Raw genomic sequence first — 25,043 nt, 5'->3', positions numbered from 1 at the left:
GGGCGATGCCGTCGGTTGCTTTCCCGGGTGCGGCGGTCCTCGCCACACTCTCCACATTCACGAGTTCCACCCCGAACGCATGCGCCACGGGCAGGGCCCCACGGCCCCAGTCGACCCACCACACCCGTCCGAAGAAGGCCCACCACGGCCTCCGCAGCGCAACGACGGTCCCAACGTTGTTCCCCTCGCGATAGTGCGTAACCCTGTCGCCCACCGCGACCCGACGCGTCTCCGACCTGCTCACGAAACCCCCTGGACCGACTCAAGATTGAGCCGCATTCCTAAGCAGCGACGGAAACAGGTGTCAACCGCCCTCACGTATCGGGCATGTGGAGAAGCGTCCGAATTGCACGGCCGGTTGACATGGCCGCGGTCAACTCCCTGAAAATCCACCTCCATCATTCGTTCACTGCTCGCCGGTATCGGCGAGTAGTGCCCAGTGCTGCCTTCCTTCCGTCACGTGCCGCCGCATGGCGGGTGCGGACGGAATCGGCAAGGCAGGGAGGAAAACACCACAGTGGGAACCGGTCGACGCCGGCTGATCGCCGGCCTGGTCATTTCGGGATTTCTGGGGGCTGTTCTGCCCCAGGCCGCCCAAGCGGCACCCGACGCGATATCCGAGAGACCTCCTGAGGAGAGACCGAAGGAAAAGGGAAATCCACCGCCTGATCCGCCGGAGAAGCGCTACCCCAAGAACTCACCGGCCCTGAAGGTCGCCTACGGCGCGGGCGGTGCACGGCTCGCAGAGCCGAAGGTCGTGCACGCGAACGGGCCCGAACTCTCGTGGTCCAGGGCGAAGCCCAAGGGCGGCGTCGTCGGGTACGAAGTGCACCGGTCGACGCGACCGGACTTCAAGCCGACGACTTCGACGCACCTCGCCACGTTGGGCAAGGGGGCGACCCGGTACACCGACACCACTGCGGAGCCCACTGCGGCCTCGAGTGCCGAGGAGACAGGCCGCCACTACACGTACCGGGTCCTCGCCCGTACCAAGGGCGGGCGGCTGATCGGCTCCGACGTACTGCGCGTCGGTGTCCCCAAGCCCGGCCATACGCTGCGGGTGATCGACGCGAAGCGTGCGGACGCCGCGCGCATCGACGGAAAGTCCGGCGCCGTCCTGGAGTTCCCGACCGCCGGCCTGCCGCGGAAGTCGCTGGTCATCGAGGCGCAGCTGAGCGTCACACTTCCGGGAGCGGAGAAGTCGCGCTACGAACTCCACTCGCTGAAGCGGAAGTTCACAGCCAAGAACTCCGGCGGACTCGCCGAGCCCACCGCGGGCGGCAAGCCCGACGGCGAGACACTCACACTGGATGCCTCGGCGCTCGCGGGCCAGTGGGTGAAGGACCCGAGGTCCAACAAGGGCGTGCTGGTCGCACCGGCCGAGCAGAAGCGCACAGAGCAGGAGGTCGCCGACGCCGAGCTGCGCGTCGTCGCCGCCGAACCGACGCCCTGGGACACGTACCACGCGCCGGGCACGCCGACGCGTATGACCGCGGGCAACACCTACCCGGTCGATGTCACGGTCACCAACACGACCACGGCCGAATGGCCTGCCGGCGAGCGTGAGTTGAGCCACCGGTGGTCGTACCCGGACGGCTCGGACGCCACCACGGCCGACAACCAGCTGAAGGCCGCCATTCCGGCTCTGGCCCCCGGGGCCTCCGCGACGGTCAAGGCCACGGTCAAGTCGCCGAAAGTCGACGGCAACCGCCGCGCGGGATTCACCCTCACCTGGGACATCCACAACAAGGCCGACGACTCCTGGCTCTCCCAGAAGCCCGGAATCGGCGGACTGACGCAGAAGACCGCCGTCGAGGACCCGACCGCCGACCGGCTCGGTCTGGAGAAGTACCACGCGTACACCGGCAAGAACACCGGCGCCGGCTCGACCCTGATGGCCAACCTCGGTTCGGGCAACGCCGTCTGGTCGTACAACGCGATCAGCAACCCCGGCCGCGGCATCAACACCTTCGCGCGCTTCACGTACAACGCGCAGGACACCTCCGACAGCCATCTCGGCCACGGCTGGTCCGCGCAGATGTCGGGGCCCTTCCGCCTCGGAGGCATGCTCGACGTGCACCCGGACTCCAACCCGTCCGAGGTGTATGTGACGGACGGTGACGGCACCCAGCAGTCCTTCCGCAAGCAGGACGACGGCAGCTGGAAGCCCGCCCCCGGCTATCACTACCGCCTGACGCAGAAGGAGGGCGCACCCGCGAGCTGCGAGGTCGGGTCCGCCGCCGAGGTTCCGGACGCGTGGACGATGACACGCCCCGACGGCACGCGCTTCGTGATCGGCTGCGACGGGCATCTCACGTCGGTCGTCGACAAGAACGGCAATACGCAGACGTACGAGTACGAGCTGCGCGACACCGGGAACCGCCGGGTCAAGTTCCTCACGCAGATCAAGGACCCGTCGGGCCGCATCTCGCTGAAGCTCGACTACTACCGTTCGGGCGACGCCGCGTACGAGTACCTGAACGCCCAGGGCGAGAAGGTCTCCGGGACCGACCTGTGGAACCCGTCCATTTACGGCCACCTGAAGTCGGTCACCGACATCTCCGGCCGCAAGGTCTCCTTCCTCTACACGGAGAAGGGGCACCTGGGCCGCATCACCGACGGTGAGGGCTCCTCCCAGCCGAAGGTCTTCGCCTTCACATACGACGCGGAACAGGGCGCCAAGAACGCGAAGCTCACCAAGGTCACCGATGCGCGGGGCAACGCGACCTCGCTCGGCTACTCGGTCACCGCGGAGACGGACTACCGCTGGTCCATGAAGGACATCACCGACCGGCTCGGCCACCGCACCGACTTCGCGTACAAGAAGCTGGCGGGCGGCGACGAGACCAAGGTCACGGATGCCGAGCAGCACACCTCCACGTACGAGACCGACTCGGCGGACCGCCCGGTCAAGGTGACCGACGCCAAGTCGCAGGCCACCAGAATGACCTGGGACTCGGACCACAACGTCACGGTCCTCGAAGAGGCCAACGGGGCGAAGACGGCGTACTGCTACGACCCGAAGACCGGATTCCCGCTGTGGATGCGCTCCGCGGAGGAGAACAAGGCGGGTCTGCCGGCGGCCGCGGACTGCGCGCCGGGCAAGTCGCCGGCCCACTCCGTGCGCTACGAGTACAAGATGCGTGCCGACGGCTACGCGGCGGACCTGGTCAAGAAGACCTCGGCCGAGGACCGCAGCTGGCACTTCGGCTATGACGCCAAGGGCAATCTGAAGACGGTCACCGACCCCAAGGGCGTCGCCTCCGAGGCGGCCGACGACTACACGACCTCGTACGACTACGACGCGTACGGGCAGTTGACCAAGGTCACCGATGCCAACGGGAACGTCTCGACGTATCAGGACTTCGCCCCGTCGGGCTACCCGGCGACCGCGACCGATGCGTTGAGCAAGGTCACCAGGACCGAGTACGACGAGCGTGGGCAGGTCCTTTCCGTCACCGACGCGCTGGGCAAGAAGACCACGCAGACGTACGACGCCTTCGGGCGCCCGCTGGTCTCCAAGGTTCCGAAGGACCAGGCGGCCGGCGTGTTCATCACGACGCCCGCTCCCGAGTACGACCCGAACGACAACGTCACCAAGTCGACCGCTCCGAACGGCGCGGTCTCGACGGCGACGTACGACAAGGCGGACCAGGTCACCGAGGCCTCGGCCCCGAAGGACACGGCCACCGCGGCGGACCGCGTCTCGAAGTACACGTACGACAAGGTCGGGAATCTGCTCACGACCACCGAACCGAAGGGCGTGGCGACCCCGTCCGTGCCGGACGACTACGTCACGACCAACGTGTACGACGAGATCTACCAGCTCGTCGAGGTCGTCAACGCCAAGAACGACAAGGTCCGTTACCTCTACGACGACGTCGGCAACACGGTCCGCGTCATCGACCCGAAGAAGAACGCCTCGGCCGACCCGGACGACTACACCACCAAGACCGACTACGACATGAACCACCGTGTCGTCGCGGTCACGGACGCCGCAGGCCGCACGACCAAGCAGTCCTACGACAAGGACTCCCTGGTCGTCTCCACGACGGACGCGGAGAACAACACCACCAGGCAGCACTACGACGAGCGCGGCAAGCTCGCGGTCGTCCAGGTCCCGCACGACGCGGACACCGTCCGCGAGACGAAGTTCGGCTACGACGAGGTCGGCAACCGCATCAAGGTGTTCACGCCGCGCGGTGTGAACACCGAGGCGGAGGCCGACGACTTCGTCGCGCAGACCACGTACGACGCGCTGAACCGGCCCTCGCGCCAGATCCAGCCGTACGACCCGAAGGACGCCCGCTACAACCGCAAGGTCTGGACGGAGACCTCGTACGACGCGGTGGGCCGGGTCTCGAAGGTCTCGCTGCCGCCTTCCGAAGGCGAATCCGTCCGCAACGACACCACGTACGACTACTACGACAACGGCCAGGTCAGGAAATCCACGGACCCGTGGAACATCACCACGACCTACGACTACAACGAACTCGGTCAGCAGACCGCCCGCCAGCTGACCTCCGCCGCGGGGTCATCCTCGCGCACGATGCGCTGGAGCTTCTACCCGGACGGCAAGCTCAAGTCGCTGGACGACGACGGCATTCCGGTCGGTTCGGCCGAGGTGCTCGGTGCCGATTCGCAGGCGGTCCCGACCGTTGCCAGCGCGGCCGACGTGCGGACCTGGAAGCTGACGATCCCCAAGTCCGGCTCGTACACGGCGTACAAGCAGTCCACGCCCGACGGGAAATGGACCAAGGTCGGCAAGGAGGACTACAAGAAGGGCGAGATCACCACCCTCCAGGCCGACGCGGAACAGGTGAAGCTGGTCCGCGACAACTCGAAGGCAGTGGACACCGAGCGCAAGCGCTTCGCGTACGCCTACGACGTCAACGGCAATCTCACGTCGATCGACGACACCTCGACCGGGAGGAAGATCGACGCGTACACGATCTCGTACACCGGCCTGAACCAGGTGTCGAAGGTCGTCGAGGCGCTGGCCGGCGAGGAGAAGAAGTCGACCTCGTACACGTACGACGCGAACGGGCAGCCGGAGACGCTCACGCATCCGGACCAGTTCGCCAAGTACACGTACGACCTGCGCGAGTTGGTCAAAACGGTCTCGGTCGGCAAGTCGGCCACCGACGCCTCGCCGAAGGTGACCTCGTACGACTACACCTGGCGCGGTCAGAAGCAGAAGGAGACCAAGGCCAACAAGAACACCGTCGAGTACGGCTACTACCTCGACGGTGCGCTGAAGTCGACGACGGAGAAGAAGGCCGACGGCACCACCCTGGTCGCCTCGCACACCTACGCCTATGACGCCAATGGCAACAAGGCGCAGGACGTGGCGAAGAAGATGAACGCCGACGACCACACGAAATACCTGTCGTCGACGACGTCCTACACCTACGACCCGGCCGACCGCCTGGCCAAGTCGGTCCGCACGGGCGACGGCGCGGGCACGGAGACCTACGTCCACGACGACAACGCCAACGTCGTCTCGCAGACGGTCAAGGGCAGGACGACGACGTTCGGCTACGACCGCAACCGCCTCCTGAAGGCGACGGCGGACGGAGCCACGGCGACGTACAACTATGACCCGTTCGGGCGGCAGGAGTCGGTCACCGCCGACGGGAAGGTGATCGAGCGCAATACCTTCGACGGATTCGACCGGGTCGTGGAGCACGGCAGGCTCGATGCCGCGTCCGGCTCGATGCAGACGACGCAGTACAGCTTCGACCCACTGGACCGGACGTCTTCGAGGACGGCGAACGGCAAGAAGACCGAGTACACCTACCTGGGCCTGTCCGACGAACTGCTGGGTGAGGAGGTCGCCGGAAAGCGGACCGCCTCCTACCAGTACGGCGCCGGGGGTGAGCGGCTCTCCCAGGTCAAGTACGCGGCGGACGGCACGCCCAATGCGACGGCGTACTACGGCTACAACCAGCACGCCGATGTCGAGACCCTGACAGGCGCCGACGGCGAAGTGACGGCGACCTACGGGTATACCGCGTACGGCTCGGACAACAGCGCCGACTTCACCGGGGCCGACAAGCCGGCAGCCGACGGATCGGCCCCGGAGGTGTACAACCCGTACCGCTTCAACTCCAAGCGGTGGGATGGTGCTTCGGGTACGTACGACATGGGCTTCCGGGACTACAGCCCCGCCCTGAACCGGTTCACGACTCGGGACACGTACAACGGTGCCCTGGCCGATATGCGGCTCGGTTCCGACCCGATGACCGGCAACCGGTATGCGTTCGCCGGCGGTAACCCTGTTTCGTTCATGGAGCTCGACGGGCATGAGAGCTGCCCCGTCGCCATGGGCACGAACCCGAATTGCGGGTGGGACGGACAGCCGAGAAAGGTCGAGCCGAACGCGGCGAACATACCTGACCTGCCTTGCCCCGAGAGTGATCCGGAGTGGGTCTGCAAGATCCGGAATTCTCACTACAAGACCATGGCGGTCTTCGGTCCCATCATCGGGGCGAAGAGTGCCACCTCCGGCTGGGCCAATGCCAAGGGCGGCAAGACGTCGTCGAAGGGCAGAGGTGCAGCCGCCGGAGAGAGCAGCGCGACACTGCCGCAGAGCAGCACTCCGCTCACGAGCAGGCCGTCGCCCTACGGGCCTGCTCCCAGTCCGCGAGGCGCGGCACGTGACCAGGACGCCGGCCCGCCGAAGGCAGGGCCGGCCATCATAGAAAAGCAGGCTGCCGTGCCCGGCCGCACCACAGCGGAGACCATTCACGTCCTGGAGAGCCGGCTTCCCTCGTTTGCCGGGTTCAGCAGGACGAGAAAGACGGAGAACAGATCGTACGTGGGGGCGGTCAACACCAGAACCGGTGAGTCGGTCCTGGCGTCATCCGGATGGAACGCGTCCTGCAATCGGTCCTTCTGTGCCGAGGGCAATGCACTTATTGCTCTGGGCGGCTACCGCAGTGAGGTCCTCTTCACCAATGCGGTTTGGGTCCGGAGAGTGGACGGAATCCAGTCCGTCGTTCCCAGACCCGTGTGCGTACAGTGTCAGGCGGACTACCCGGTTCCGTCGCTGAACTTCTTGCCCGGCGTGCAGGGCGACCCCGGGGGCCTGTGGGGGGTGAGGGAGGATTGATGAAGCTGGAACTGCTCGAAATCGAGCTGGCTCGACACGACTGGGACGCCATGGCGTGCGGATGCGGCCGATCGGCCGCACACCTGCCGCATGAGCTGCGGCGGCTCGCCGCGGCGGCCACGGATGAGCAGGCCACGTACGAGGGCATCGTCGGCCACGTAAGCGTCAACGAAGTCTTGTACGAGCCCGCCTTCCCAGCGACTGCGGTCACCTTGGCGGCCCTGGCGGGGGAGCTCTCCGTGCCGGCCCGACGGGCCTGTGTGGAGTTGCTCTCGATGCTGACGGCGGGGGAGGACCAGGCCTCCGAGGTCGACAAAGGCCGGGATTTGAGCGCCGAGTGTCTCGAACTCGCACGAGGAGCCATCTGGCTGTTGTACGCCGATGTGTTCGCGAGTCACGACCCAGGCACTGTGTCCACGGCATTCGAACTGCTCCTCGACCTTGATGAGGACGAGGACAGGGTGGAGCGGGTGCGCGAAGCGCTCGGGGAACGGCTGAGCTGGGACCTGCGCCACTGACCCGTCGCTTATGCGCGTGGGTCATTCGACCGGCCACCGGCGTCTGCCGGTGGCCGGTCCTTTATGGGATCAGCCGTGTGCCGGCTGTGGACCGACGGCCGAGCCGCCTCAAAGGTTGTAGGGAGTGCGGAAATGAGGCTGTGAGAACCCGCACCTCCCATATGTGTGACGTCTCCGTGGGCGGTGGCGCAGTCACATGAGGACGGAGGCGAACGGTCGCCTCCACGGATCTGAATAAGGGGTGGGGATTCATGACCAAGTCGGACAACCGAGGCCATAAACAGATCCCGCAGGCCGAAGGAATGCGGGAGTACGCGGCGGAATTCGTGAGTCGGGTCAAACGGCACAGACGGCTTCCGCTCGATTACTCCCCGGCGAGCCTGCGGGTGATGGATTTTCTGATCGAGGGAATGCGTAAGGGGGGCCGTCGGCGGCCCGAAGTCGACGCGCTGCTGGCCGGTTTCGGCGCGTACGTCGGCGAGGTGCTCGTGCGCAAGGCCGGTGCCGTGTGGGTCGACTTCGACGAGGAGCAGCGGGCGTTGTTCGGGCAGCCCGTGGGTGTGCTGATGCCCGACGGGCGGGTGTGGAGCCCGCTGAGCCGTGTGGTGAACCGGTTCGAGATCGGCAAGGAAGAGTCCTTGCAGCAGTTCTATCTGACGTTGCCCGGTCGGGCGTCCGCAGGCCGTGAGCCCGTCTTCCGGTCCGGGATGGTCCAAGTTCCGGTGTACGAAGACACCATGAGCTGAGACAGCGCCGTGCCGGGTGAGCCGGCCCGAGGCCCGCTCACCCGGCACGGTCACGTAAGCGGTGTCAGGAGATCAGCTCCACCTCCGCCAACGTCCCCTCGCCCCCGGTGAACACCAGCCGGTACTTCGCGTACGCCCCCGGCTCGTCCACCGTGAAGACCCGCGTCTGCCGGTCCCACGCGAACGATTCGGCCGAGCGCTGGTCCAGGTCCTTCCAGCGCGAGCCGTCCGAGGAGCCCTGAAGCACCCACCCCGACGGGGCCTTCGCCTTGTCGGAGGAGGAGGTCAGGGTGTACTGGACGGCCTTCACCTTGCCGGGGACCGGCAGGTCCACCGACGCCGAAGTCGCCGCCGTCGCCGAGGAGTTGTCGAAGAGTTCGCCCGTGCCCTTCAGGACGTCGTCCCGCGGCGTCGGGACCTTGTCGTCGTCTGTGATGGAGACCGGGGCCGCCGAACGCCCCGTGCCCCACTTCGACGGCTTCGGCCCCATGGCGAACTCCAGGACGCCGCCCTTCGCGACCACGGAGTGCGGAAGGGCGGTCGAGTTCCACGCCTTCCCGTTCACCTTCAGACCCTGCACGTAGATGTTGCGCGCGCTGTTCTGCGGTGCCTTCACCACCAGCGTCCGGCCGTTGTCCATGCGGACCGTGGCCTTCTCGAACAGCGGGGAGCCGATGGCGTATTCGCCGCTGCCCATGACGAGCGGGTAGAAGCCGAGCGCCGAGAAGAGGTACCAGGCCGACTGCTCGCCGTTGTCCTCGTCGCCGTGGTAGCCCTGGCCGATCTCGCTGCCCACGTACAGCCGGGAGAGGACCTCGCGGACCTTCTCCTGCGTCTTCCACGGCTGAGAGGCCGCGTTGTACATGTACGTGGCGTGGTGCGCGACCTGGTTCGAGTGGCCGTACATGCCCATCCGGACATCACGGGCTTCCGTCATCTCGTGGATGACACCGCCGTACGAGCCCTTGAACTCGGGGGAGGCGGTCTCGGGGGTGGAGAAGTACGTGTCCAGCTTGTCGCCGAGGCCGGACCGGCCGCCGTAGAGGTTCGCCAAGCCGCGCGAGTCCTGGGGAGCGGTGAAGGCGTAACCCCAGCCGTTGGTCTCGGTGTAGTCGTAGCCCCAGACTCTCGGGTCGTACTGGCCCGACGGCACGCGCCAGTCGCCCTTGAGGTCGCGGCCCTGGAAGAAGCCCTTCGAGTCCGTGTCCCCGCCGCCCGCGGCGGCATCGAACAACTTCACATAGTTCTGCGCCCTGTTGAGGAAGTAGTCGGACTCCTCCTTGTAGCGCTTCTTACCGGTCTCGCGGTAGAGCTTCCGGCCCATCTGCGCGATGCCGTAGTCGTTGAGGTAGCCCTCAAGCGACCAGGAGAGGCCCTCGTGGGTCTCCGTCGAGGCGTAGCCGAGGAAGGGCGAGGTCTCCATGCCCTTGCGGCCGACGCCCGAAGACGGCGGGACGACGGTGGCGTTCTTCAGGGCCGCCTCGTACGCGGCGGAGGCGTCGAAGTCCACGCCCTTCACGTACGCGTCCGCGAAGGCCACGTCCGAGGACGTGCCCGTCATCAGGTCCGCGTAGCCCGGCGAGGACCAGCGCGAGATCCAGCCGCCGTCCTTGTACTGCTGCACGAAGCCGTCCACCAGCTCACCCGCCTTGCCGGGGGTGAGGAAGGAGTATGCCGGCCAGGTCGTGCGATATGTGTCCCAGAAGCCGTTGTTGACGTAGACCTTGCCCTTGACGATCTTGGCGCCGGTCTCCGTCGGGGTGTCGGGCTTCTCGGCGGGGGAGAAGGGGCTCGCGTACTGGTATGTCGAACCGACCTTCTCGAAGCCGGAGTTGGGGTAGAGGTACAGGCGGTAGAGCGAGGAGTAGAGCGTGACCAGCTGGTCGTGGGTCGCGCCCTCCACGTTCACGCGGCCGAGGATGTCGTCCCACTGCTTCTGGGCCTTCGACTTCACCTCGGAGAACGCCGTGCCGGCGGGTATCTCCGCGTCCAGGTTCGCCTTCGCCTGGGCCACCGAGATCAGGGAGGTCGCGATCCGCATCGTGACCGTGCGGTCCTTGCCCGCGTCGAAGCGCAGATGGCCCTTCACTCCGGACGCGGCGCCGCCCGTCACAGGCTTGTCGAAGGTCGCGTACACGAAGAGCCGGGTCGCACCGGTCGACAGGCCGCTCTTCACGTCCGAGTAGCCGGTGACGACACCCTTGTCGGTGTCGAGCGTCAGGCCCGCCTTGTCCGAGACGTTGTCGAAGAGGACCGAGGCATTGTCGTCCGGATACGTGAAGCGCATCAGCGCCGCGTGGTCCGTCGGCGTGATCTCCGACTTGATGCCGTTCGTCGATGTCATCGCGTAGTAGTGCGGACGCGCGGTCTCGTCCTCGTGCCGGAAGGGCAACGCCCGCTTCACACGGTCGAGTTCCGGGGTTCCCGCGTCCTTCGAGGGCAGCACCTGGAAGGTCTGGCGTTCGCCCATCCACGGGCTCGGCTCGTGGCTCGCGCTGAACGCCTGCACGGCCGGCAGATTGTCCGCGTTGTTGCCGCGGTGGTACTCGTACAGCCAGCTCAGGGAACCGGCGTTGGTCACCGGCGTCCAGAAGTTGAACCCGTGCGGCACGGCCGTCGCGGGGAAGTTGTTGCCGCGCGAGAAGCCGCCGCTTGAGTGGGTGCCGCGGGTGGTCGAGGCGTAGTCCGAGAGGTGGGCGCGCGGAGCCTCGGGCGCCTTCTCCTTGATCACGACGTCGTCCAGCCAGCCGCGGAACTTCGCCGGCCCCTTCGGGGCGTCGTACGCGACCAGGATCCGGTCCACGGTCTTGCCGCGCGCCACCCGGCCTATGTTCGAGGCCACGTGGTTCCACTGGTTCACATACAGCCGCTTGGCCTCGGCCTGCCCCTGCGGCGTCAGCTTCCCGCCGTGGCTGTCCACCGCACCGAGATCGCTCAGATACGTGCCGTCCGTGAAGGCCAGGTCCACGCTCACGAACGTCGCCGGATACTTCAGATCCGGCTCGTTCTCCGACATCTGCGGAAATACGCGGTACGAAAGCTCGGTATTGCGCTCTATCGCCACATCGACATCGAAGACCTTGTTGTACGAATACGCCCGGCCGTCCGCCTTGTGCGTACCCGCGTAACGCAGCGCCCGCTTTCCGGTGTATCCGACGCCGGACTTCGCGGTCGGCGAGCCGCTCGGACCGCGGTCGACCGCGCTCTGCATCTCCTCGGGGGCGGGCTGCGTCGTATTGCCGTCGGAGAACTGCACGTCGGCGAGCTGCAGAATGTCGCCCGAGCCGTTTGCGGTGAATTCGATGCGGTAGTGCGCGTATGCGGTGGAGTTCTCGAAGTCGTACTTCTTGGTCTGGAAACGCTCGGAGAAGGTCTCGCCCGTGCGCGTGTCGAGCGTCGTCCACTCCTTGCCGTCCGCGGACCCCTGGAGTTTCCAGTCCTTGGGGTCGCGCTCCGCATGGTCATTGGCCGAAGTCAGCGCATACGTCATGACTTTGACCGGAGCGTCCAGGTCGAACTCGACCCAGCCGGTGGACGCGAAAGCCAGCCATTTCGAGGAGGGCTCGAGATCGACCAGGTTCTCCTTGACCTCGCCGCCGGCCGCGTTCTCGGCGCTGGCGCGCACCGTGGTGACGCGGTCGGTGACATTGCCGGGGATGCCGCTGCTGAAGGTGCCGTCCACGCCGGACGCCTTCTTCTTGCCGTCGGGTCCCGTCTCGGGGGTGTTGCGCCAGTCGACCGCCGGCTGGTCGTCCTCGAAGGAGGAGCTGAACTCCCGGTCCGCGGAAGGTGCTTGGGGCGGTGCGGCGACGGCGGCGCCCTGCCCCGTGGCGAGGAGGGCGAAGGCGCACGTCAGGCCGAGCAGGGTGGTGTGTTTCGAGGGTCTGCTGCGGTGGCGGCTGTGCGGGGATCTGTGCGAGGACCCGGGCATCAGCATCACTCCCTTGGGTTGAGACAACGTTGTCACGATCGGCGCATCGTCCAGTAGGTGGCCAAGTGCCCAGTGATGTCAAGGGTGTTGCAGTGCCACATGAGGGGTGGTGGCGGGAATCCGACGGAGCGGCGTCGGGGCTCGTGGCCGGCGTTCGGGCGCGGGGCGCGAGCGGTCTGCGCGCCCGCGCGGGCCGGAGCCGGTGATGTTGCCGGCGTGATCGCGGAGATACGCCAAGAGGCCATGTGTGCGGCGGTTTCGAGGGTCCCGGGTTTGCGGGTGAAACGTTCCGACCGGCACCGGAATGCTTCCCTCCGGTGCCGGTCGCTCAGGGTGCCGTATGTCCGTGAGGTCTCAACTCAGGAAAGACTGACATCCAAACTTGCATTCGATCTTGCCCACTTGACGGGAAGTGGACTATACCTGTCGGCGTCCGAGCATCCTGCGGAAGCGGGTGCGAGGAGGGGGGAACAGGGGGGCCTAGAACGTTCAGGCGTCAACAGTTCACCCGCCTCAGTAAATTCAGCAGCACTTAGAGCTTCATCTGTTCGCGGGCGCCAGTGGATTCCACTGCACCGCCTGAGTCCAGGAGGGGGCGAGGACTTGAGCATGGGATCCACCCTCGGCGTATTCCATCGCGATCTGATCAGGAGCGTCGATCACGGCGCCGTGCATCTCGCAGCTGATCATCCCCGGCGCCGCTGAGCGGCGCCGGAACAACGGTGAAACGCCCCGGGTGTGCCTCTCCGCCGGCATTCCACGCGGAGACGCACCCAGAGCCGCGCTTTCAGGAAAGCGCGGCCAGCGCATCGCCGACCTGGCCCAGACGGCCGAACACGCAGTGAAACCCATGAAGATCGAATCGATCAGTGAGGATGCAGAGATGACGACTCGTATGGGGTCTCTCGACAGGCGGATGTTCCTGCGCGGGGCGATCGCGGCAGCGGCCGCAGCATCGATGGCGACTGCATGTGGTTCTCCCTCCTCCGGCAACAACGACAAGGACAAGCCGGAGGGCAAGACCTCGGCCAAGAACCCGTTCGGCGTCGCCGAGAACTCCAAGGTCGAGGCGGCCATCTTCGACGGCGGCTACGGCGTCGACTACGTCACCTTCGCGGGCACGGTCGTCCCGAAGCAGATCGCCGGTGTAAAGGTCGACGTCAAGCCCGTCGTCGACATCGCCCCGCAGCTCCAGCCCCGCTTCGTCGGGGGCAACCCGCCGGACCTCATCGACAACTCCGGTGAGGACCAGATCGGCTTCCTCAGCATTCTCGACCAGCTCGAGACGCTGGACGACGTCCTCGAAGCCAACAACTACGAGGGCAAGAAGATCGCCGACACGATCTACGCGGGCGTCAAGGAGCCGGGCACTTTCAACGGCAAGTTCATCGCGCTCAACTACGTGATGACGGTATACGGCGTCTGGTACTCCAAGTCGCTGTTCGACGCGAACGGCTGGACGGCCCCGAAGACCTGGGACGAGGCGTACGAGCTCGGCAAGAAGGCCAAGGAGAAGGGCAAGTACCTCTTCGTCCACGGCAAGGAAGCCGCGACCTACTACCAGACGCTGCTCATCGAGTCGGCGATCAAGGAGGGTGGCGACGAGGTCCGGCTCTCCCTGGAGAAGCTGGAGGCGGACTCCTGGTCGCAGCCTGCCGTCCAGGGCGTTCTCAAGATCATGGAAAAGATGGTCAAGGAGAAGATGTTCGTCCCGGGTGGCTCCGGCACCCAGTTCCAGAAGGCCCAGGCGATCTGGAGCAACGACCAGAAGGCCCTGCTCTACCCGACCGGTGGCTGGATCGAGAACGAGATGAAGGACGCCACCAAGGCCGACTTCCAGATGACCGGCATCCCGTCGATGACGCTCACCTCCAGCTCGAAGATGCCCTACGAGGCGGTGCACGCCGCCGCGGGCGAGCCGTTCATCGTCCCCAAGCAGGCCAAGAACTCGGCCGGCGGCAAGGAAGTGCTGCGGGCGATGCTGTCCCAGGAAGCGGCCGCCAACTTCTCCAAGACGAAGCTGGCCCCGACCATCGTCAAGGGCACCGTGCCCGCGGACGGCTACGGATCCTCCGCGCTCGTCTCGCAGTCGAAGATGCTCGAGGCCGCGGGCGAGAACATCTTCACCTTCAACTTCGTCGGCGCGTACGGCATCAACACCGACATGCTGGTGCCGTGGAACTCGTTCCTCTCCGGTGACCTCGACGCCAAGGGCCTGACCTCGGCGCTGCAGAAGATCTCGGACAAGATCCGGGAAGACGACTCCATCGAGAAGCTCGAGGTCAGCTAGTACCGCCATGAGTGACACGATCACCAAATCCGAACCCGCGAGCGGCCGGCTCACGTCGGCCGCTCGCGGCGGGCGGCCCCGGCGCCGCAAGCTCACCTTCGACCGGGTGACGTTCTTCCTCGCGTTCCTCGGTATCCCGCTGGCCGTCTTCATCATCTTCGTCCTGTATCCGTTCATCCAGGCGATCTACTGGGCGATGACGGACTGGCGCGGCTACAGCCCCGATTACAACTTCGTCGGTCTCGACAACTTCACCAAGATGCTCGAGGACGACGTCTTCCTGAAGGCGCTGCGCAACGTGGCGCTCCTCGCGGCGGTCGTCCCGCTGGTCACGCTCACGCTCGCCCTCGGGGTCGCGGTGGCCATCACGCTGGGCGGGCCCAGCAAGGGCCCGGTCCGAGGGATCCGGGGGGCATCGTTCTACCGGATCGTCTCGTTCTTCCCCTACGTCGTGCCGGCGATCATCGTCGGCCTGATCTGGGCGCAGATGTACGACCCGAACGCGGGCCTGCTCAACGGCATGCTCAACAAACTCGGGCTCGACTTCGAGGCGTTCGCCTGGCTGGGCGAGAAGACGACGGCGATGCCCGCCCTGATGTTCGTCTTCGTCTGGGGGCTCGTCGGGTTCTACGCGGTGCTCTTCATCGCGGCGATCAAGGGCGTTCCCGGTGAGTTGTACGAGGCGGCCAAGATCGACGGTGCCGGACGGTTCCGCACGACCATCTCGATCACCCTGCCGGCGATCCGGGACAGCGTACAGACGGCGTACATCTATCTGGGCATCGCCGCCCTGGACGCCTTCGTCTTCGTCCAGGCGCTGCTGCCGAACGGCGGGCCGGACAACTCGACGCTCACGATCAGCCAGCATCTGTTCACCACCGCCTTCCGCAAGGGGCAGTTCGGATACGCCACCGCGATGGGTGTCGTCCTCGCCGTCGTCACCCTGGTGTTCGCGGCGCTGGTGTTCACCGTCAACCGCCTGACCGGCGGTGGCGAGGAAAAGAGCAACGCACGTGGCTTCAAGGCTCGGCGTGCCGCAGTCAAGGGAGGTGCTCAGTGAGCGCCACAGCCGCCGACCCGAGCCTGGTGGCCGACCGGAAGCTGGTGAAGAGGACCAACAGCAGCGACCGCAGGTTCGCGGCGATCTCACACACCCTGCTCTCCATATGGGCCGTGATCGTGATCGTGCCCATGCTGTGGGTGCTGATGTCGTCGTTCAAGTCGACCGGCGAGATCCTCTCGTCGCCGTTCTCGCTCCCCACTGAGTGGAAGTTCGAGAACTACGCGAACGCGTGGTCCGACGCGAGCATCGGCAGGTACTTCCTGAACTCGGTGGTCGTCGTGGTCAGCGCGCTGTTCCTGGTCATGCTGCTCGGCGCGATGTGCGCGTACATCCTGGCCCGGTTCCAGTTCCCCGGACGCCGGCTCATCTACTACACGATGCTCGCCGGACTGACCTTCCCGGTCTTCCTCGCGATCGTGCCGCTGTTCTTCCAGCTGCAGAACTTCGGGCTGCTGAACACGCGTCTGGGCCTGATCCTCACCTACGTCGCGTTCGCCCTGCCGTTCACGATGTTCTTCCTCTACTCGTTCTTCCGGTCGCTGCCGCACGAGGTCTACGAGGCCGCGTTGATCGACGGGGCCGGCGACTGGAGGGCGTTCTTCCAGGTCATGCTGCCGATGGCCAGCCCGGGGATGGCCGCGGTGGCGATCTTCAACTTCCTGGGTCTTTGGAATCAGTTCCTGCTGCCGGTGGCGCTCAACACCGATCAGGACAACTGGGTCCTGACGCAGGGGATGGCCGCGTACGCGGCCTCGCAGGTCTACGACATCGACTACGGTGCGCTGTTCGCAGCGATCGTGGTCACGGTCGCGCCTGTCCTGGTCGTGTATGCCGTCTTCCAGCGCCGGATCGCCGGTTCGGTGTCCCAGGGCACGTTCCGCTGACGCTCCCTGCCCCGACTGCCCGCCGAGGACGACGATGTCGGCCTCGGCGGGCAGTTGCGTCCATACGACCTGGGTGATCACCTTCGCCCTGCCCATGGCAGGGTGGAACACGTGCGCATCCTCGTCACCGGCGGCGCCGGATTCATCGGCTCCCACTACGTCCGTACGCTCCTCGGCCCCGACTCTCCCGATCCGCACGCCGAGGTCACCGTCCTGGACGCGCTGACGTACGCGGGCCGGCGCGACAACCTCCCCGCCGCCGCACCAGGGTTCTCCTTCGTGCAAGGCGACGTGTGCGACGGACCGCTGGTCGACGAACTCGCCGCGCACCACGACCACATCGTGCACTTCGCGGCCGAGTCCCATGTGGACCGCTCGATCGCGGACCCGGCCGCGTTCATCCGCACCAATGTGCTCGGCACCCAGACCCTCCTGGACGCCGCCCTGCGCCACGGCCGGCGGGTGGTCCTGGTCTCCACCGACGAGGTGTACGGCTCGATCGACCGTGGCGCCTGGACCGAGGACGCGCCCCTCGCACCCCGCTCGCCCTACAGCGCGAGCAAGGCCTCCGCGGATCTGCTCGCCCTCGCCCAGCACCGCACGCACGGCCTGGACGTACGGATCACCCGGAGCTCCAACACGTACGGCACCCACCAGTACCCCGAGAAGATCATTCCGCTCTTCGTCGCCCGGCTGCTGCGGGGCGAGCGCGTCCCCCTCTACGGCGACGGGCGCAACGTGCGCGACTGGCTGCACGTGGACGACCACGTGGCCGGGGTCGACCTGGTGCGCAGGGAAGGGCGGGCCGGGGAGGTCTACCACATCGCCGGCGGTACGGAGCTGAGCAATCGCGAACTGACCGGCCGCCTGCTCGCGCTGCTCGGCGCGGGCTGGGACCGCGTCGCGTATGTGGCGGACCGGCCCGGCCACGATCTGCGCTACGCCCTCGACGACCGCAAGATCCGCGCGCTCGGCCACCGCACCCTGCGCGAGTTCACGGAAGGTCTGAAGGAAACGGTGGAGTGGTACGTGCGGCATCCGCAGTGGTGGGCGGGGGCCGTGAGCGGCCCGCCCACGGACGCCGGCACTCCGCTCACCAGCCGATAGTCCGTATTGCGCCGATCTTCAAGCCCTTGTGGTATCCCGTTCTCTTTCTCTCAAGGGCTTGACGGGGATGAACCCCTCAGGCTCAGCTTAGAGTTCATAAGTTGGAGAAAGTCGGGGGGCTGCAACGACGCCGCGGCCCCGGCAAGGAGGTCGTCGTGCAGACTCCGGGGTCGCAGTCGTCGCTGCACCGGGCCAATCTCGAGCGGGTCGTGAGGGCCGTGCGGATGGCAGGCTCACTCACCCAGGCCGAGATCGCCAGGACGACGGGCCTCTCGGCGGCCACGGTCTCCAATATCGTGCGCGAGCTCAAGGACGGCGGCACCGTCGACGTCACCCCCACGTCGGCCGGCGGCCGCCGCGCCCGCAGCGTCTCGCTCAGCGGGGACGCGGGCCTGGTCGTGGGCGTCGACTTCGGTCATACGCATCTACGGGTCGCGATCGGCAACCTCGCCCACCAGGTGCTCGCCGAGGAGTCCGAGCCGCTCGACGTGGACGCCTCCTGGACCCAGGGCTTCGACCGGGCCGAGGTCCTGGTCAGCCGCCTGATCGAGGCCACCGGCGTGGACCGCTCCAAGGTCGCGGGCGTGGGGCTCGGCGTCCCGGGCCCGATCGACCTGGAGTCCGGCACCCTCGGCTCCACCTCGATCCTGCCGGGCTGGCAGGGCATCAACCCCGCCCAGGAGCTCTCCGAGCGCCTCGGCGTCCCGGTGTCCGTGGACAACGACGCGAATCTGGGCGCGCTGGGCGAGCTGGTGTGGGGGAGCGGACGCGGAGTCAAGGACCTCGCGTACATCAAGGTCGCGAGCGGCGTGGGCGCCGGCCTCGTGATCAACGGGCAGATCTACCGCGGCCCGGGCGGCACCGCCGGCGAGATCGGGCACATCACGCTCGACGAGTCGGGGCCCGTCTGCCGCTGCGGCAACCGCGGCTGCCTGGAGACCTTCGCGGCCGCCCGCTACGTGCTTCCGCTGCTCCAGTCGAGCCACGGCTCGGACCTGACCATGGACAAGGTGGTCGCGCTCGCGCGCGAGGGTGACCCGGGCTGCCGGCGGGTGATCTCGGACGTGGGCCGGCACATCGGCAGCGGAGTGGCCCACCTGTGCAATCTGCTCAACCCGTCACGGGTCGTGCTCGGCGGGGACCTCGCCGAGTCCGGTGAGCTGGTCCTGGCGCCCATCCGCGAGTCGGTGGGACGCTATGCCATCCCCAGTGCGGCTCGCCAACTGTCCGTACTTCCCGGGGCACTTGGCGGTCGTGCGGAGGTGCTCGGCGCCCTCGCGCTCGCGCTCAGCGAGATGGGCGACTCGACCCTGATCGAGCAGTCCGCGCAGTCCGCCGCGGCCGGCCGGTCTGCGCCTTCCGCCCCCTCCGCAGAGGGTTCGGACGGTGACGGAGAGCTGCGTGGGACGCCCACACCTGCCTTCACTTAGATAACGAATGGCACCGTTGTCATCTCGTTAAGTATTAACTCCTTGACGGTCGCTACGCGGCCGAGTTGACTCACTGCCACCTCGGCCGCAACGACGCGGCCTCGTCAGGGAGGTTCCCCAATGAACGCGCGTATGCGTCGTGCTGCCATAGCCCTTGCTTCCACCGCCATGGCGGTTTCCCTCGCCGCCTGTGGCAGTGCCAAGGAGTCCGGCGACAAGGCCGAAGAGTCGAACGGCGGCAAGGCCAAGGGTGACGACATCACCGTCGGTCTGCTCCTGCCGGAGAACCAGACGGCCCGTTACGAGAAGTTCGACAAGCCCATCATCGAAGAGCAGATCAAGAAGCTCACGAATGGCAAGGGCAAGCTCGAGTACCTGAACGCCAAGCAGGACGCGACCGTCCAGTCGCAGCAGATCGACACGATGATCACCAAGAAGGTCGACGTGCTGATCCTCGACGCGGTGGACTTCAAGGCCGTCGCGGGCGGCGTGAAGAAGGCCAAGGACGCCGGCATCCCGGTCGTGGCCTACGACCGCCTGGCCGAGGGCCCGATCTCCGCGTACACCTCGTTCGACAACGAGGAGGTCGGCCGCACCCAGGGTGAGGCCCTCCTGAAGGCCCTTGGCGACAAGGCCAAGGACAGCACCATCGTCATGATGAACGGCTCCGTCACCGACCCGAACGCCGCGCAGTTCAAGAAGGGCGCCCACTCCGTCCTCGACGGCAAGGTGAAGAAGATCGGCAAGGAGTACGACACCAAGGAGTGGAAGCCGGAGAACGCCAACGCCAACATGGAGGGCGCCATCTCCGCCCTCGGCAAGGGCAACATCCAGGGCGTCTACTCCGCGAACGACGGCATGGCGGGCGGCATCATCACCGCGCTCAAGGGCGCCGGCTTCGACAAGCTCCCGCCGGTCACCGGCCAGGACGCCGAACTCGCCGCCGTGCAGCGCATCATCGCCGGTGAGCAGTACATGAGCGTCTTCAAGTCCTACCCGCAGGAGGCCGAGACCGTCGCCAAGATGGCCGTCTCGATCGCCAAGACGGGCAAGCTGGACGACGCCGGCCTGGAGACCAGCACGGTCGACAGCGGCACCACCAAGGCCATCCCGTCCGTGATCGTCCCCGTCGTCTCCCTCACGCAGGAGAACATCAAGGAGACGGTCATCGACCAGGGCTACTACACGCTCGACGAGATCTGCACGGCCAAGTACAAGGCCGCCTGCGACAAGATCGGCCTGAAGTAGTCACCCCGGGGCCCGGGGGCCGCCGCCGCAACGGCGCCCCCCGGCCCGTACCGGAGCTGCCGTAGCCGCAACTCCCTTGTTCCCTGCGGGACTTGCGCAGCCCTCGAAGGCGCGCTCCCGTGGAAGCACGTCCGGCGCCCCGCCGCCGACAGCCCCGCAAGCTCAACGGCGGGGCGCCGGACGGAACACCCCTCACCCCTTCATGTACAACCTCCCGCCGGGTCAGGCTCGGGCGGCGAAGGAGATGGTTCACGTGTCCGCTACGCCCGTGCTGGCGTTGCGCGGGGTCTCCAAGCGATTCGGTGCCGTGCAGGCGCTCACCGACGTAGAGCTTGAGGTCCACGCCGGCGAGGTGGTCGCCCTGGTCGGCGACAACGGTGCCGGAAAGTCCACCCTGGTCAAGACGATCGCGGGTGTGCACCCCATCGATGACGGCGTCATCGAGTGGGACGGCCGGCCGGTCAAGGTCAACAAGCCGCACGACGCCCAGGACCTGGGCATCGCCACCGTCTACCAGGATCTGGCGCTGTGCGACAACATCGACGTCGTCGGCAACCTGTTCCTGGGCCGTGAGATCCGCCGCCGCGGCGTGCTCGACGAGGTCGAGATGGAGCGCCGCTCGCGCGAGCTGCTCCAGACCCTGTCGATCCGCATCCCGAGCGTCCGTATCCCCGTCGCCTCGCTCTCCGGCGGTCAGCGCCAGGTCGTGGCCATCGCCCGCTCGCTGCTCGGCGAGCCCAAGCTGGTCATCCTCGACGAGCCCACCGCGGCCCTCGGCGTCGAGCAGACCGCGCAGGTCCTCGACCTCGTGGAGCGGCTGCGCGAGCGCGGTCACGCGGTCATCCTCATCAGCCACAACATGGCCGACGTGAAGGCCGTCGCGGACAAGGTCGCCGTGCTGCGCCTCGGCCGCAACAACGGTGTGTTCGAGGTCAAGTCGACCTCGCAGGAAGAGATCATCTCCGCCATCACCGGCGCCACGGACAACGCCGTGACCCGTCGTGCGGCGCGCAGCAACGTGGAGGCTCAGAAGTGAGCATCGACAAGACGGACCAGGTCCAGGCCTCCGACGCCGCTGTGGACGCCCCCGCCGCCGCGCCCGACGCCGTGGCCGTCGTCGACCCCCGCCTGCTCGTGCGGGAGCAGGGATTCGCGGGTTACATAGGCGAGTTCAAGCGCAAGATGCGCGCCGGCGACCTCGGCGCCGTGCCGGTGGTCATCGGCCTCATCGCCATCTGCGCGATCTTCCAGAGCCTGAACTCGGCCTTCCTCGGCGCGGAGAACCTCAACAACATCTTCGTCGCCATGGTGGCCACCGGCATGATGTCGGTCGGCATCATCTTCGTGCTGCTGCTCGGCGAGATCGACCTGTCGGTCGGCTCGGTCAGCGGTGTCTCGGCCGCGATCCTCGCCGTCATGAGCGTCACGCACGGCGTCAACGAGTGGCTCGCGGTGCTCACCGCGCTCGCCGCGGGCGCCGTCATCGGTGCGCTGCACGGCTTCTTCTTCGCCCGGATCGGCGCCCCCGCCTTCGCCGTCACGCTGGCGGGCCTGCTGTTCTGGAACGGCTTCATGCTCCAGCTGCTCGGCGCCAACGGCACGATCAACATCGACGGCGAGGGCGTGGTCGGCAAGCTCACCACGTACTACTTCACGGACGTCGCGGCCGCCTACGGCCTCGCCGTCGTCGCCGTCGCGGGCTACTTCCTCACGGCCTTCTTCGGCGCCCGCCGCCGCGAGGCCGCCGGCATCCCGTCCCGCCCGCTGAGCGAGATCGTGCTGCGCACGGCGCTGCTCGCCGTCGCCGCCTTCGCCGTGGCGGTCATGTTCAACCAGTACAAGGGCCTGCCGCTCGCCACGCTGCTCTTCGTGGTCGTGCTCGTCCTGAGCGACTTCGTGCTCCGCCGCACCGCGTACGGCCGCAAGGTCTTCGCGCTCGGCGGCAGCGTCGAGGCCTCGCGCCGCGCCGGTATCAACGTCACGGCGGTCCGCGTCTCCGTCTTCGCCATCGCGGGCTTCTTCGCGGCGGTCGGCGGTCTCTTCTGGGCCTCGAAGATCGCGGCGGCCAACCAGAGCGCCGGCGCCGGCGACCTCCTGATGAACGTCATCGCGGCGGCCGTCATCGGCGGCACCTCGCTCTTCGGCGGCCGCGGCCGCACGTGGAACGCACTGCTCGGTGTCCTCGTCATCACGTCGATCCAGTACGGCCTGGCGCTGGAGGGCATCGCCACCCCGATCCAGTACATGATCACCGGTGGTGTGCTCCTCGCCACGGTCGTCATCGACTCGATCTCCCGCAAGACCCAGAAGTCGGCGGGCCGCGCGTAATCCCGCTCACGTCCGAGCCCGGTGCCCCTGGTGGGCGCCGGGCTTCGGCGTGTGGGGGCGGGCTCGTGCCCGTACGGGGGAGTGCGCCGCAAGGCGGGCCGCGGCCTGCGCAACCCCCGCCGCCGCGGCGGCGTCCCTCCCCATACGCCCCGGGCCTGTAGCAGCCGCCGTCGCACTCCCGTACCGCCGAACGCGTGACGCACCCGACGGCAGCCTGCGGGGGCGGAACATTAGACTCGACAGACCCGGCACAGCTGCGGCAGCTCGAACAGCTCGACCGAAACACCAAACGCTAGGAGGAACGGGTGGGCATGCTCTCCCGTATCAAGGGACCGCGCGACCTGGACGGGCTCAGCCATGAGCAGCTGGACCAGCTGGCCGCCGAGATCCGTACCTTCCTCGTCGACGCCGTCTCCAAGACCGGCGGCCACCTGGGCCCGAACCTGGGTGTCGTCGAGCTCACCATCGCCCTGCACCGCGTGTTCGAGTCCCCCAAGGACAAGGTGCTGCTCGACACCGGCCACCAGAGCTATGTGCACAAGCTGCTCACCGGCCGCCAGGACTTCTCGAAGCTGCGCGCCAAGGGCGGCCTCTCGGGCTACCCCTCGCGCGCCGAGTCCGAGCACGACGTGATCGAGAACAGCCACGCCTCCACGGTGCTCGGCTGGGCCGACGGCCTCGCGAAGGCCAACGAGGTGCTCGGCAAGGACGACCACGTGGTCGCCGTGATCGGTGACGGAGCGCTCACCGGCGGTATGGCCTGGGAGGCGCTGAACAACATCGCCGCCGCCAAGGACCGCCCGCTGGTGATCGTCGTCAACGACAACGAGCGTTCCTACGCCCCCACCATCGGCGGACTCGCCAACCACCTCGCGACCCTGCGGACGACCGACGGGTACGAGCGCTTCCTGTCCCGTACGAAGGACCTCCTGGAGAAGACCCCCGTCGTCGGGCGGCCGCTCTACGAGACCCTGCACGGCGCCAAGAAGGGCCTCAAGGACTTCATCGCCCCGCAGGGCATGTTCGAGGACCTGGGCCTGAAGTACGTCGGCCCGATCGACGGCCACGACATCGCCGCCCTGGAGTCCGCGCTCCAGCGCGCCAAGCGCTTCGGCGGCCCGGTGATCGTGCACTGCCTGACCGAGAAGGGCCGCGGCTACCAGCCCGCCGTCCAGGACGAGGCCGACCGCTTCCACGCCGTCGGCGTCATCCACCCCGACACGGGCCTGCCCGTCGCGGCCTCCGGCGCCGACTGGACCAGCGTCTTCGGCGACGAGATGGTCGAGCTCGGCAGGGAGCGCAAGGACATCGTGGCGATCACGGCCGCGATGCTCCAGCCCGTCGGCCTGAAGAAGTTCGAGGCCGCCTTCCCCGACCGGATCTTCGACGTCGGCATCGCCGAGCAGCACGGCGCGGTCTCCGCGGCCGGTCTCGCCACGGGCGGTCTGCACCCGGTCTTCGCCGTGTACGCGACCTTCCTCAACCGCGCCTTCGACCAGCTCCTGATGGACGTGGCCCTGCACAAGTGCGGCGTCACCTTCGTCCTCGACCGGGCCGGCGTCACGGGCACGGACGGCGCCTCGCACAACGGCATGTGGGACATGTCGATCCTCCAGTGCGTCCCCGGGCTCCGGCTCGCCGCGCCCCGTGACGCCCAGCAGCTGCGCGCCCAGCTGCGCGAGGCCGTGGACGTGGACGACGCCCCGACCGTCGTGCGCTTCTCCAAGGGCCTGGTCGGCCCGGCCGTGCCCGAGGTGGGCAAGGTCGGCGGCATGGACCTGCTGCGCAAGGCCGGCACCGACCGTCCCGACGTCCTCCTGGTCTCCGTGGGCGCGCTCGCGCCCATGTGCCTGGAGATCGCCGACCTCCTCGACAAGCAGGGCATCTCCACGACCGTGGTCGACCCGCGCTGGGTCAAGCCGGTGGACGAGGCGCTGGCCCCGCTCGCCGAGCAGCACCGCGTCGTCGTCACCGTCGAGGACAACGGGCGAGCGGGCGGCGTGGGCTCCGCCATCGCCCAGGCCTTGCGCGACGCCGGCGTGGACGTGCCGCTGCGCGACTTCGGCATCCCGCCGCGCTTCCTCGACCATGCCTCCCGCAAGGAGGTGCTCGCCGAGATCGGTCTGACCGCCCCGGACATCGCCCGCCAGGTCACCGGACTCGTCTCGAAGCTGGACGGCCGTTACGAGAACGCGGCGCGCGAAGCCGTGGAGCCGGCCAGGGACTGACCTTCAGCGCCGGCGCCCAGCGTCACCGAGGCCCGGCCGGACCGCCCTTAACGGGTGGTCCGGCCGGGCCTTTCGTGTGACTTCGGGCCCTGGCGAGGGGTACCCGCGGGCCCGACATCCCGATCATGTCCCTCGACACGAGCGCAGGGAGGCACA

Annotated in this window: 13 protein-coding genes; 12 read left to right on the top strand and 1 reads right to left on the bottom strand. The window is 67.4% G+C overall.

Annotation, left to right across the window (positions count from 1 at the left end):
- Window positions 1-757 precede the first annotated feature (757 nt).
- The 3 genes from BLT97_RS17295 (at window position 758) to BLT97_RS17285 (ending at window position 8,378) form a co-directional block, all read left to right on the top strand.
- Window positions 758-7,114, top strand: a complete 6,357-nt coding sequence (locus BLT97_RS17295; protein WP_245769384.1) for an RHS repeat-associated core domain-containing protein — start codon at window positions 758-760, stop codon at window positions 7,112-7,114.
- The gene (locus BLT97_RS17290) at window positions 7,114-7,632 is read left to right on the top strand and encodes a hypothetical protein (RefSeq protein ID WP_093611105.1); all 519 of its coding nucleotides are present in this window, start codon (window positions 7,114-7,116) and stop codon (window positions 7,630-7,632) included. The genes BLT97_RS17295 and BLT97_RS17290 overlap by 1 nt, the downstream gene beginning before the upstream one ends.
- A gap of 251 nt (window positions 7,633-7,883) precedes the next feature.
- Window positions 7,884-8,378 (top strand): hypothetical protein, encoded by a 495-nt coding sequence (locus tag BLT97_RS17285; RefSeq protein WP_342742746.1) that lies wholly within the window; start codon window positions 7,884-7,886, stop codon window positions 8,376-8,378.
- A 64-nt stretch (window positions 8,379-8,442) separates the two neighbouring features.
- On the opposite strand, the gene BLT97_RS17280 is transcribed toward BLT97_RS17285, so the two are convergent.
- Window positions 8,443-12,309, bottom strand: coding sequence for a GH92 family glycosyl hydrolase (locus tag BLT97_RS17280; RefSeq protein WP_093611504.1), 3,867 nt, complete (start codon window positions 12,307-12,309; stop codon window positions 8,443-8,445).
- An 883-nt stretch (window positions 12,310-13,192) separates the two neighbouring features.
- Here BLT97_RS17280 and ngcE point away from each other — a divergent pair.
- The 9 genes from ngcE (at window position 13,193) to dxs (ending at window position 24,887) form a co-directional block, all read left to right on the top strand.
- Window positions 13,193-14,599, top strand: coding sequence for an N-acetylglucosamine/diacetylchitobiose ABC transporter substrate-binding protein (gene ngcE, locus BLT97_RS17275; protein WP_093611502.1), 1,407 nt, complete (start codon window positions 13,193-13,195; stop codon window positions 14,597-14,599).
- A gap of 7 nt (window positions 14,600-14,606) precedes the next feature.
- Entirely contained in the window at window positions 14,607-15,659 is a 1,053-nt protein-coding gene (locus BLT97_RS17270) for a carbohydrate ABC transporter permease (RefSeq protein ID WP_093611103.1), read from the top strand.
- Window positions 15,656-16,546 carry a carbohydrate ABC transporter permease gene (locus BLT97_RS17265; RefSeq protein ID WP_093611102.1) on the top strand — a complete coding sequence of 297 codons (891 nt, stop codon included), beginning with the start codon at window positions 15,656-15,658 and terminating at the stop codon, window positions 16,544-16,546. Before BLT97_RS17270 ends, BLT97_RS17265 begins: the two co-directional genes overlap by 4 nt.
- Before the next feature lie 111 nt (window positions 16,547-16,657).
- The gene (gene rfbB, locus BLT97_RS17260) at window positions 16,658-17,653 is read left to right on the top strand and encodes a dTDP-glucose 4,6-dehydratase (RefSeq protein ID WP_093611100.1); all 996 of its coding nucleotides are present in this window, start codon (window positions 16,658-16,660) and stop codon (window positions 17,651-17,653) included.
- A 155-nt stretch (window positions 17,654-17,808) separates the two neighbouring features.
- Window positions 17,809-19,083 (top strand): ROK family transcriptional regulator, encoded by a 1,275-nt coding sequence (locus BLT97_RS17255; RefSeq protein WP_245769383.1) that lies wholly within the window; start codon window positions 17,809-17,811, stop codon window positions 19,081-19,083.
- A gap of 120 nt (window positions 19,084-19,203) precedes the next feature.
- Window positions 19,204-20,331, top strand: coding sequence for an ABC transporter substrate-binding protein (locus tag BLT97_RS17250; RefSeq protein WP_093611098.1), 1,128 nt, complete (start codon window positions 19,204-19,206; stop codon window positions 20,329-20,331).
- Between the two features lie 244 nt (window positions 20,332-20,575).
- Entirely contained in the window at window positions 20,576-21,367 is a 792-nt protein-coding gene (locus BLT97_RS17245; RefSeq protein WP_176953799.1) for an ATP-binding cassette domain-containing protein, read from the top strand.
- Entirely contained in the window at window positions 21,364-22,659 is a 1,296-nt protein-coding gene (locus BLT97_RS17240) for a sugar ABC transporter permease (protein ID WP_093611094.1), read from the top strand. Before BLT97_RS17245 ends, BLT97_RS17240 begins: the two co-directional genes overlap by 4 nt.
- A gap of 305 nt (window positions 22,660-22,964) precedes the next feature.
- On the top strand, window positions 22,965-24,887 hold the full coding sequence (dxs, locus tag BLT97_RS17235; protein ID WP_093611092.1) for a 1-deoxy-D-xylulose-5-phosphate synthase: 1,923 nt from the start codon (window positions 22,965-22,967) through the stop codon (window positions 24,885-24,887).
- The last annotated feature ends 156 nt before the right edge of the window (window positions 24,888-25,043 follow it).

The organism is Streptomyces indicus, assembly GCF_900100315.1.
GTDB classification, from domain to species: domain Bacteria; phylum Actinomycetota; class Actinomycetes; order Streptomycetales; family Streptomycetaceae; genus Streptomyces; species Streptomyces indicus.
This window is presented reverse-complemented; position numbering and strand designations above follow the sequence as displayed.